Origin of the sequence: Flagellimonas algicola (assembly GCF_005937185.1) — a bacterium.
GTDB classification, from domain to species: domain Bacteria; phylum Bacteroidota; class Bacteroidia; order Flavobacteriales; family Flavobacteriaceae; genus Flagellimonas; species Flagellimonas algicola.
Map to the genome: position 1 here is coordinate 32,951 of NZ_VCNI01000001.1, position 11,555 is coordinate 44,505.

7 protein-coding genes are annotated in these 11,555 nt (G+C 42.7%); 4 read left to right on the forward strand and 3 right to left on the reverse strand.

Annotation, left to right across the window (positions count from 1 at the left end; translation table 11 throughout):
* Positions 1-4 precede the first annotated feature (4 nt).
* A complete protein-coding gene (gene yidC, locus FGG15_RS00165; protein WP_138831975.1) occupies positions 5-1,882 on the forward strand; it encodes a membrane protein insertase YidC in 1,878 nt (625 codons plus the stop codon).
* A gap of 281 nt (positions 1,883-2,163) precedes the next feature.
* On the opposite strand, the gene FGG15_RS20420 is transcribed toward yidC, so the two are convergent.
* Both FGG15_RS20420 and FGG15_RS00175 read right to left on the reverse strand, forming a co-directional pair.
* A complete protein-coding gene (locus tag FGG15_RS20420; protein ID WP_138831977.1) occupies positions 2,164-5,130 on the reverse strand; it encodes a fasciclin domain-containing protein in 2,967 nt (988 codons plus the stop codon).
* 72 nt (positions 5,131-5,202) lie between these two features.
* On the reverse strand, positions 5,203-7,086 hold the full coding sequence (locus FGG15_RS00175; protein WP_138831979.1) for a fasciclin domain-containing protein: 1,884 nt from the start codon (positions 7,084-7,086) through the stop codon (positions 5,203-5,205).
* Positions 7,087-7,575: 489 nt separating this feature from the next.
* Between FGG15_RS00175 and mnmA the strand changes: the two genes are divergently transcribed.
* From mnmA to FGG15_RS00190, 3 genes are read left to right on the forward strand one after another with little or no spacing between them, the layout of a single operon-like run.
* Positions 7,576-8,766, forward strand: a complete 1,191-nt coding sequence (gene mnmA, locus FGG15_RS00180) for a tRNA 2-thiouridine(34) synthase MnmA (RefSeq protein ID WP_138831981.1) — start codon at positions 7,576-7,578, stop codon at positions 8,764-8,766.
* Between the two features lie 2 nt (positions 8,767-8,768).
* Entirely contained in the window at positions 8,769-9,713 is a 945-nt protein-coding gene (locus FGG15_RS00185; protein WP_138831983.1) for an NAD(P)H-dependent flavin oxidoreductase, read from the forward strand.
* A 39-nt stretch (positions 9,714-9,752) separates the two neighbouring features.
* A complete protein-coding gene (locus FGG15_RS00190) occupies positions 9,753-10,232 on the forward strand; it encodes a YfiM family lipoprotein (protein WP_202619515.1) in 480 nt (159 codons plus the stop codon).
* On the opposite strand, the gene FGG15_RS00195 is transcribed toward FGG15_RS00190, so the two are convergent.
* Entirely contained in the window at positions 10,224-11,555 is a 1,332-nt protein-coding gene (locus FGG15_RS00195; RefSeq protein WP_138831985.1) for a DUF58 domain-containing protein, read from the reverse strand. The two genes, FGG15_RS00190 and FGG15_RS00195, sit on opposite strands and share 9 nt — an antisense overlap.

Below are 11,555 nucleotides of genomic sequence, written 5' to 3' on the forward strand. Positions count from 1 at the left end.
TTTCATGGAAGAAAAGAAACTGGACCTCAATTCCGTAATTGGATTTGTGTTGATTTTTGGAATACTCATTTTTATGTTTTACCAAAATCAACCTACACCAGAAGAATTGGAGGCCCAACAAGCGGAACAAGAACAGATTGAGGCAGCAGTGGAGCAGGAGGAGGTTGCCAATGAGCCAGACATCGAGACCCCTGCACCCATCAATACACAAGACTCTACCGCTGTGGCCAGCTATAAGAATTCGGTTGGGGCTTTTGGATACACCACTACCCAAGAAGGGACTACCAAATTGGAAAATGAAGTATTGTACTTGGAAGTTTCCAATAAGGGAGGGCAGATTATAGAGGCACGAATGAAGAATTTTGTCACCTACGATTCTGTTCCTGTATACTTGGTAAAGGACGGCAATGCCAAATTTGCCTTGAATTTTACTTCTGCGGACAATCGGGTTTTGAACACGTCGGACCTCTATTTTGAACCTTCCATTTCCAACAACGGGGATAACCAAGTGCTTTCCATGAAAGCCAAGGTTTCCAACAGCCAGTTTTTGGAATATAGATACGAAATGAAACCCAATGACTATTTGTTGGGCTTTACCATAAGAACCCAAGGGTTGAATGGAGTAATCAATTCTGGAAGACCGATTGACTTGGAATGGGATTTAAAAGGGATACGACACGGGAAAAGTGTCAAGTATGAGAACCGATATACTCGTTTGACCTACAATCATGATGAAGGAAAGATCAGTAAGCTATCCGAGGGTAGTGAATTTGACGAGGAAACAGAGGAGGACATAAAATGGTTATCCTACAGGCAGCACTTCTTTAGCACAATTTTGGCTGCTGACACTCATTTTAAAACAGCTGAATTGAGTTCTCAAAACTTGGTGGAAGAGGAGAGCAAGGAAACTGAATTCACCAAGATTTATAAGACCAAGGCGCCTTTGGAGCTTCAGGGTGGGGAACTGTCCATGAACATGCACTGGTACTTTGGACCAACCGATGTAAAAGTTTTAGATCAATATAAGGATTTGGGATTGGCGGATACCATTCCATACGGCTGGGGTATTTTCGGTTGGATCAATAGATATGTGTTTACGCCGTTCTATAATTTCTTGAGTTCCTTCTTGCCTTATGGAATCGCAATTATTGTGATGACCATTTTGGTTCGATTGGCTTTGTCACCGGTAACCTATAAGTCGTATCTCTCCCAGGCGAAGATGAAAGTCCTGAAACCTGAGATTACGGAGATAAACGACAAGTACAAGGACAATGCCATGAAAAAGCAGCAAGAGACCATGAAGTTATATGGTAAAGCAGGCGTAAGTCCAATGAGTGGATGTATTCCGGCCTTGATGCAGTTACCTATTTTCTACGCGCTCTTTATGTTCTTCCCAACTTCTTTTGAATTGCGACAGAAATCATTTTTATGGGCAGAGGATCTGGCTTCTTACGATTCTATTTTTGAATGGACTACAAACATTCCGGTAATTTCCAGCTTCTACGGAAATCATGTGAGCCTTTTTCCCATATTGGCATCCATTGCTATTTTCTTCTATATGACTTTGACCACAGGTCAGACCATGCAGATGCAACAACAGCCTGGTATGCCCAACATGAAATTTATCATGTATCTCTCCCCACTGATCATGTTGATTTTCTTCAACAATTATGCAAGTGGATTGAGTTTGTATTATTTCATCTCCAACTTGATTACCATCTTTATAATGTTGGCCATCAAGAATTATATCTTGGATGAGGATAAGATTCATGCACAAATCCAGGAGAACAAAAAGAAGCCGAAAAAGGAAAATAAATTCCAGAAAAAAATGCGGGAGATGATGGAACAGGCCGAGGAGCAAAAGAAGACCGGTAAAAGATAATCCTTCACAAAAAAACAAAAACTCCCCCAAGAACGTTGGGGGAGCTTTCACCATTGATAGGTATAGTTTGGAAAGATTTGGGACTTCAAAGATGCCACTTAAAAGTTGCCCAAAAAATTAATAGTTGTCAAAGCAGCTATTTTGTATGGTAAAAGAGACCCGTTTTGATGTGTCATCGACGAACGGTAAACCCTTATAGATAAAGGAACTCCCTTAAAGCAAATTAAGGGAGTTCTTTTGTAATATTTGACCTACAAAATAAATCTGTATGGCCCATGGTTTTAATGTAACTCATCCAAAACTTCTTGAGGCAACAATACTTTATCAATTAAATGTACAATGCCATTGCTGGCCTCGTTGTTTGGACCAATAACTTCCGCATCAACGTGGGTTTTGTCCCTTACGAACACCCCGTGGTTGATGATGGCGAACAAGGATTCTCCCTGTACGGTATGTAATTGCTGATGGTTGTATAAATCGTTAGAAGCAAGGGCTGCTCCTGCAACCACATGATATGTGAGAATCTTGGCCAATAGTTCTTGATCATCGTCATCATCAAAATCGTCCAGACTGTTGTAATCATTGCCCAATGCATGTAGCAAGTCTTCGAAAGCATCATTGGTAGGAGCAAAGACGGTGAATGGTCCATCTCCACTAAGAACGTCTACCAGACCAGCATCGGCTTGGATGATAGCTTCCACCAAAAGACTTAGATCATCAACGGAAGCAGCCAACGCCACAATATTTGGGACTGGAGGATTGAGAATGTCCAGCACTTCTTGCGGCAACAAAACCTTGTTAATTACATGGACTACACCATTACTAGCTGCAACATCTGGCAGAACAACCGTTGCATTGGAGTCGGTGGCATCTTCAATATGTACGTTTCCGTCTTTGATGTTGATGCCTACATTTTCACCTTGTAGGGTTTCTATATGCTGACCATCTGAAAGATCTGTCGAGAATGCCGCCGTTCCTGCCACCACATGGTAGGTAAGAACTTTGATCAACAATGCAATCTCATCTTCTGTATCAAAGTCACTTAAGCCATGGAAGCCGAGGGTGTCCAGCAGTTCTACGAAAGCGTGATTTGTTGGTGCAAAAACAGTAAAGGGGCCATCACCGCTTAGCGCTTCCACCAAGCCGGCATCGGCCTGAACCAAGGCATCAACCAATAAGCTGAGGTCATCGGTTTCAATGGCTATCTCGACTATGTTTTTCATCTGGAGCGAAGCCACAAAGTCAATGGCGGCTTGCGGAAGCAGCACTTTATCGATGACATGCACAACTCCATTGCTGGCTTCAACATCTGGAATGACCACTTTGGCCTTTTCATCTGAAGCATCTTTTACAAATACATGACCACTGTACAATTTGATGGTCACCTCATCATCGGAAACCGTAGGAATGGTTTGGTCATTGTAAAGATCCGAAGAAAAGGCAGCTGTTCCTGCAACCACATGATACGTGAGAATATCGACCAAAAGATCCAATTCCTCTTGGGTGTCAAAGTCGGATAGTGAGTGGTAGTCATCTCCCAATAGATCCAATAGGGCACCAAAAGCCTCGTTGGTTGGCGCGAACACGGTAAACGGCCCTTCGCCGCTAAGGGTGTCCACCAATCCGGCATTGGCCTGGACCAAGGCATCCACCAATAGGCTCAAGTCATCAGTTTCAATGGCAATCTCCACGATGTTCTTCAATTGGAGCGAAGCCACAAAATCAATTGCTGTTTGAGGTAACAAAACCTTGTCGATAACATGCACCACGCCGTTACTCGCCGCCACATCTGGAAGAACTACTTTGGCCTTTTCATCCGATGCATCTTTGACGAATACATAGTCTCCTTCAAGTTTAATGGTCACTTCATCTTCGGAAACTGTTGGGATGGTCTGTCCATCGGATAGATCTGTGGAAAATGCAGCTGTTCCAGCAACCACATGATAGGTGAGAATGTCCACCAAAAGATCCAATTCCTCTTGGGTATCGAAATCCGAGAGGGCGTTGTAATCATCACCCAATACGTCCAACAGGGCAGCAAATGCCTCGTTGGTTGGAGCAAATACGGTAAACGGTCCTTCGCCGCTAAGTGTTTCAACTAATCCAGCATTGGCCTGGACCAAGGCATCCACCAATAGGCTCAAGTCATCGGTTTCAACGGCAATCTCCACAATGTTTTTCATCTGAAGGGAAGCCACAAAGTCAACGGCTACCTGAGGAAGCAAGACTTTATCTATGGTATGGGCAACGCCATTGGAGGCCATAATATCTGTACCTGAGATGTTGGCATTGGTATCCGACGCATCCCCAATGACAAATTTGCCATCTTCCTCAATAATCATCAATGAATTATCTGGAAGGGCAGTACCTACCTCACCAGCGGCAAGGTCAGCTTCAAGAACCTGAGCTGGAATCACATGGTACAATAAAATGCTTTTCAACAATTCAATCTCTTCAGGAGTATCAAAATCGTCCAAGCCCATATAGTCACTTCCCAATGCCATGAGTAAAGCTTCAAAGGCATCATTGGTGGGGGCAAAGACAGTGAACGGCCCATCGCCATTCAAGGTATCCACGAGATCGGCCTTGATCACAGCAGCTTCCAGAAGTGATAGGTCTTCAGTTGCAACTACAATGTCTACCAAAGTTCCACCTTCGTTTAGTGCATTTATAATAGCTTGAGGCAGCAATACTTTGTTGATTACATGGACAATTCCATTGGAGGCTGTTACATCTGGGATGCCAACCTCAGCGTTCTGATCAGTGGCATCGTCAATAAACACGCCGTCATCCAGTATTATTTTTAAACCCTCTCCTTGAACCGTAGTTACTTCTTGACCATTGGTAAGGTCACCGGAAGCTACTGCTGCACCGGCAATGACATGATATTGAAGTATGCTGGCAAGAATAGCGCGTTCTTCATCGGTATCGAAATCTTCCAATGAATCAAAGCCTTCCAAATTGTTCAAAAGCTCTGTAAAAGCCTCATTGGTTGGCGCAAAAACAGTAAAAGGTCCAGTACCGCTTAAGGTGGTTATTAAATCGGAATCGTCATTTTCGTCCGCTTTGGTCAAGGCTGCCACTAAAGAGCTAAGGGCATCCGTGTCCTGTGCTGTTTCAACAATGTTTTTTGTTGCTATTTCATCATCAACTATGGCTTGGTCGTCCTCTAATTCGCATGAAACGAAGGTAAAAAGGATCAGTGCCAACCATAGGAAGTGTTTCCTGGGTTGTAATAATGTTCTCATAATAGTGTTGCTAATTGTTCTCTTAAATTGGAGGGGTGAAAAAGGGCCGGTTGAACACCGGCCCGTATCAATTTAATTCATAGTGTCCGGAATCAAGACAGCGTCCAAAACATGGATAACTCCATTTATGGCTTGAACGTCTACGGCATCAATTCCAATACCCATATTCCCAGCTCCATCGGTTACATCGGCAATATTACCTTCGGTACCCGGTAAAGTAATGGTGAATGTATCTCCTTCCAAAGTGGCTGGGGTAACGGTATCCCCATTAGGAGTTAAGTCCCCAGAGCGAATATTGGCTCCAGCAATTACATGGTGCTGTAGGATAGGAATCAAATCGGCTTCCGCAGGAATGGCGGCCAGTGCATCAAAAGCTGCATTTGTTGGCGCAAATACGGTAAATGGGTCGGAACCATTTCCATCTTGGGCAGATAGGACCGAAACAAAATCCGTGCTAGGGGTCAATTCCGTTAGTGCGGTTACCAAAGTTGAGAAATTGGGATCTGCAGTTGCAAAAGTAACTACGGTGGGAAGGTCAATTACCATATCCACAGCGTGAATTACACCGTTTGTTGCCACGATATCAGCAATGGCCACTTGGCTCATTCCATTCAGGGTAACTCCATCATCGGTATTGATATACAAACTTAAAGGCTCATCAGTATCAAAGGCCGCTGCGGTATTTACATAGGAATTGGACAATCCCGAAGAGAATGCGGCTGCACCTACAACAACATGGTTGGAAAGGATATCATTGATATCATTGCCATTTGGATTCATGAACGCATCAAAGCCTGAATTGACAGGAGCAAACACGGTGAACACTTCCCCAGTGTCGGATAGCAAATCAGTAAATGTGGTGTTACCGCCATCAGTAAGTGCTGCAACAAGAGATGTCAAATTTGGATTTGCCGCTGCGTGATCCACAATATCGGGCAGGCCAATAACGGCATCAACAATATGCACAACCCCGTTCAGTGCTTTTACATCGGCGGCTTCAACTGAAGAAACTCCATTAAAAGATACACCATCTGATGTGTCAAAGAAAATGCTCATTTGCTGATCTCCAGCCCCGGTAGCTAAGGTATTGCTGTATCCTGAGCCTAATCCTTCGAGGTCAGCTTGATACAACTCACCTTCCAGAACATGATTCAATAGAACATTAGTGAGCACATCTACAGGGATATCACCTAGTGCTGCTCCATCCAAGAAAGCTTCAAAGGCTGCATCGCTGGGAGCTAGAACCGTGAAAGGCCCTGCACCTCGTAAAACTGTAGGTAAATCTCCATCAGCAGCGACCAAAGCGGCCACTAAGTTCTCCAAGTTTTCATTTCCTAGGGCCAAATCGGTGATGGGAACAAGTAAAATACCGGCCAATTCGTCCAAAACAGTTTGTGGTAGCAACACCTTATTGATAATATGCACCACTCCATTGGAAGTTTCTACATTGGGGGTGGTCACCTGAGCATCTGCATCCGTATCATCACCAATAAAAACACCTCCATCCGTAGAAACGGTTAAATTGGATCCTTGCAAGGTGGTTAAGGTTTGTCCATCCGATAAATCTGTGGACATGGCTGCAGTTCCTGAAATGACATGATAGGTAAGAATTGTAGCCAATAGATCTTGAAGTTGTTCAGAGTTGAAATCATCCAAGGAATCAAAACCGTCCAATTGTGCCAATAGATCTGCAAAGGCAGCGTTGGTAGGTGCAAAGACCGTGAAAGGCCCATCACCACTTAAAGCACTAATTAAATCATTATTGGCGCTTTCGTCGGCTTTTTGTAAGGCACTTACCAAGCTGCTTAGGTCTGCAGTAGCCTGGGCAGCCTCAACAATGTTGGATGACTCCTCAGGTGGTGGATCAGTAATTCCATTGTCATCTTCCGAACAGGAAGTAAAGATCAATGCGAAAATTAACAAGGTCAATTTTGAAAAATTAATTAGTGCTTTCATGGGTAGAATTTTAGATTATACATTTTGTTTAACAAAACAAATATTTAATTAAACATTGTAAATATATAAAATGTTTAATGTTTTTTACAAAAAGTTTAACAAAATTTAATCAAATGCTTGACTTTTACATCTTATTTCTTTCAGGATTATCAGTAAAAAGAGGTGAATTAAACTGAAATAGGAATATTTATGACTAGTTTGGGCTAGTTAGGCTTTGTTCTTTATAGAACCTTTATAGGGCTTGTTTTTGAAATATTGGTATTACTTAGTTAAAAGTTGCTATAAAAATGTTTAACAATATATATCATATACTTAGTCAAATAGTTATTTTAAATATTTTGATTTGACCCAGTGTGCAATTAAAATGCAGGCATGATTTGGTTCAACTTGATGCTAACATCTAAGTGTTATGTTGTAACGGTTACTTTAGTGTTACGACCTAGCGTCAATGTTTGTCATTTTGTATTTTTGCAGTTGTAATTCAATAGGATGAAAAAAGTTGTAGTTGGACTTTCTGGTGGAGTGGATTCCAGTGTTACAGCCTATCTTTTAAAAGAGCAGGGATATGATGTTATTGGCTTGTTCATGAAGAATTGGCACGACGATAGCGTTACCATTTCCGAGGAATGCCCTTGGTTGGAGGATAGCAATGATGCTCTAATTGTTGCGGAAAAGCTAGGAATACCGTTCCAAACGGTTGATCTAAGTGTGGAATACAAGGAACGAATCGTGGATTATATGTTCAATGAATATGAACGTGGGCGCACCCCAAACCCGGATGTACTCTGCAACAGGGAAATTAAATTTGATGTTTTCCTAAAAATCGCATTGCAATTGGGGGCCGATTATGTGGCTACCGGACACTATTGTCGTAAAGGGATTATAGAAAATGAAGATGGCACCAAAACATACCAACTGTTAGCGGGTGTGGACAATAACAAGGACCAGTCTTATTTTCTTTGCCAACTTTCCCAGGATCAATTGGCCAAAACCTTGTTTCCGATTGGGGAACTTACCAAACCCGAGGTTAGACAGATAGCTTCGGATAACAATTTGATTACCGCAGATAAAAAAGATTCCCAAGGACTTTGCTTTATCGGGAAAGTGCACCTACCCGAATTTTTGCAACAGAAGTTGAAACCCAAAAAGGGAGTCATAGTTGAAGTTCCTGATGATGCAGACCAATATAACCATGGAATCCCATCGTTCAATAGCAAAAAAGAAGAGTTGGCATTTCAAGCGGAAAAACCATCATATTCCGTTGCTGATGGCAAGGTAGTGGGCGAACACCAAGGGGCGCATTACTTTACCATAGGCCAACGTAAGGGACTCAATGTAGGGGGCACCAAGGAACCTTTGTTCGTCATAGAAACGGATGTGGATGCCAATGTCATTTTTACGGGACAAGGAAAATCCCATCCAGGGCTATATAGAAGCACCCTGTTTGTCAAGGCCGATGAGTTGCATTGGGTACGCCCAGATTTGGCATTGAAGGTGGATGAAACCATGGAGGTCATGGCGAGAATCCGTTATAGACAGCCCTTGCAACAAGCCACACTTTACAAAACGGACAATGGTCAATATGTTGATTTTAAAGACAAACAATCCGCAATAACCGAAGGTCAGTTTGTTGCTTGGTACATAAAAGACGAACTTGTGGGTTCAGGAGTTATCTCATGATTATGAATCCCAGCAGCATTACCCAACTTTTTGGTATTAAGTTCCCCATTGTTCAAGGAGGTATGATTTGGACCAGTGGTTGGCGACTGGCATCTGCAGTTTCCAATGCCGGTGGATTAGGACTATTGGGGGCCGGAAGCATGTACCCAGAAGTACTCAAGGAACATATTGATAAATGCCAACAGGCTACGGACAAACCCTTTGGTGTAAACGTTCCTATGCTTTACCCCAACATTGAGGAAATTATGGATATCATTGTTCAATCTGGGGTCAAGATTGTTTTTACCTCGGCTGGAAATCCAAAGACCTGGACCACTTTTTTGAAAGGACATGGAATTACTGTTGTACATGTGGTCAGCAGTGTGAAGTTTGCCTTAAAAGCACAAGAAGCTGGTGTGGACGCCATTGTGGCCGAAGGCTTTGAAGCTGGGGGACATAATGGAAGGGATGAGACCACCACTATGGTGCTTATTCCGTCAGTTAAGGAAAAAGCGGACATCCCATTAATTGCTGCAGGAGGTATTGCTACAGGAAGGGCCATGTTGGCAGCTATGGTCTTGGGAGCAGACGGAGTTCAAATAGGAAGCCGTTTTGCGGCCAGTCATGAAGGATCTGCCCATGCCATGTTCAAGGATTATATTGTAAATGCGAAAGAAGGGGATACCCAACTTACCTTAAAAGAATTGGCTCCGGTACGCTTGTTAAAAAATAAGTTTTACCAAGATGTACAACAAGCTTACGCCAATGGAGCTAATGCTGAAGAATTGAAACAACTCCTGGGTCGCGCAAGGGCCAAAAAGGGCATGTTTGAAGGGGATATGGAAGAAGGTGAATTGGAGATTGGGCAGGTATCCGGACTAATCCACGAGATTTTACCTGCTAAAGCAATCGTCCAGAATTTGATGGGTGAATACAAGGCTGCCATCCAAGATGTCAAGGGGCTTTAGACCCACCAAATGGATAATTTTCCCTACTTTTATCGGGTAATGAGAACACTAATCCCCACATTAGTCGTACTCCTTTTTGCATCGCAAATGCATGCACAATTGGAGCGTGACAAAGTACTTCATTTTGTAGGTGGCGGGCTTTTTGGCCTGGCTGGCGCAGGTATTGCTAAACATGCGTCAGATGGAAATCGGGTATGGACATTTGTAGGTGCTGTTGCTGGTAGTGCCTTGGTAGGTGTGGCGAAAGAAGCCATAGATTCCGGTCAACAAGATAACGGCTGGGATAACGAGGATTTATTGGCAACGGTTTTGGGAGGTGTAACCGTTGGGGTGTCCATAGAACTGTTCTCAAAAAAGCGAAATAAAAGACGACCCATGGGAAGTTTGACCACCCAAAATTTTAATCCCGAAGATTTTAGGGTGAACACCAGTATTTACCTACCGGTTGCTTCGGATTTACAGCTGCCAACCATTAATGCGCTGGGATTTAATGCGCCAGGCGAACCCTATCTAGAGTAACCCCCGAGCTTTTATCTCCAAATATTTGTTAATCGTGTTAATGGTCAAACTTTCAGGTTTGGTCAATATGGTCTGGATACCATACTGCTGCAGTGCTTTTTGCATCAATCTTTTTTCCAATGAGAACTTCTCCGCAATGGTCTTATGATAAATGGTCTGTAGATCTTCAGCATCTGTGGAAATTAGGGTCTCCAACTCAGTGTTTTCAAAAAAGACGACCACAAGCACATGTTTTTTCGCAATGGCCAAGAGGAAAGGTAGTTGTCTTTTTAAAGCCGATATATGTTCAAAGTTTGTGTAAAGCAGCAACAAACTCCGTTGATTAACCTTTCTTTTGATATGCGCATAAAGCAATCCAAAATCAGAATCTGTAAAGTCGGTGGTAATGTTATAGAGTTTTTCCAGAATGGTGTTTAGGTGCGATATTTTTTGCACTGCAGGAACAAAAGTTTCTATGTTTTTGGAAAATGTAAGCATCCCTGTTTTATCATTCCGCTTTAGGGCCACATTTGAAAAAGCCAGGGTGGAATTAATGGCATAATCCAATAGTTTAAGACCTTCAAAGGGCATTTTCATCACTCTGCCCGTGTCGATAATGGAGTAAATGGGTTGGGACTTTTCATCCTGATATTGGTTAACCATCAACTGGTTTTTTTTGGCCGTAGCCTTCCAGTTTATGGTCCTGATATCATCACCTTTGATGTACTCCTTGATCTGTTCAAATTCCTGGGTATGTCCAATTCTCCTAATTTTTTTCAATCCAATTTCAGACAATCGATTATTAATGGCCAAAAAGTCATACTGCTGCATTTGAATAATGGAAGGATATACTGGAACCATCTGATCTTTTTGGAACACAAAGCGCCTCTTTACCATTTGCAGAGGCGAAGAAGCATACACATTTAGGTTTCCAAAAACATATTCCCCGCGTTCCACGGGTCGCACCGTGTAATCAAAGGTGTGGTTTTCATTTTTGTTCAGAAATGTTTCGTAGGCAAAATCCCGTTTTTGGAACTGGACAGGGAGTTCATCAATGACCACAATACCCGTCCTGAACGGATATTTGGAGGTTAGCTGAACGGCCAGCAGATTTTCATCACTGTTGGAAAGTTTTTGGGGCAGTTCTCTTTGTGCCCTGATGGCATCGCCTGTAGCAAACAACAAATAACAATCCAATAAGAATAAAGCCAATAGGCCAAAGACCAACATCCAGGCAATGGGGTAAATACTGGGTACCCAATAGGAAATAACAAAGCAGGCCGCCAAAATTGCGATATACCAAAAGAATCGGTTATGAATGTAAAACGACCTGAGAATACGCAT

Bases quoted from the DNA above. Each gene is read 5' to 3' on its own strand.
- FGG15_RS00175 (WP_138831979.1), bottom strand. From the start codon at position 7,086: ATGAAAGCACTAATTAATTTTTCAAAATTGACCTTGTTAATTTTCGCA.
- FGG15_RS00195 (WP_138831985.1), bottom strand. From the start codon at position 11,555: ATGCGTATTCTCAGGTCGTTTTACATTCATAACCGATTCTTTTGGTAT.
- FGG15_RS00190 (WP_202619515.1), top strand. From the start codon at position 9,753: ATGAGAACACTAATCCCCACATTAGTCGTACTCCTTTTTGCATCGCAA.
- FGG15_RS00185 (WP_138831983.1), top strand. From the start codon at position 8,769: ATGAATCCCAGCAGCATTACCCAACTTTTTGGTATTAAGTTCCCCATT.
- FGG15_RS20420 (WP_138831977.1), bottom strand. From the start codon at position 5,130: ATGAGAACATTATTACAACCCAGGAAACACTTCCTATGGTTGGCACTG.
- yidC (WP_138831975.1), top strand. From the start codon at position 5: ATGGAAGAAAAGAAACTGGACCTCAATTCCGTAATTGGATTTGTGTTG.
- mnmA (WP_138831981.1), top strand. From the start codon at position 7,576: ATGAAAAAAGTTGTAGTTGGACTTTCTGGTGGAGTGGATTCCAGTGTT.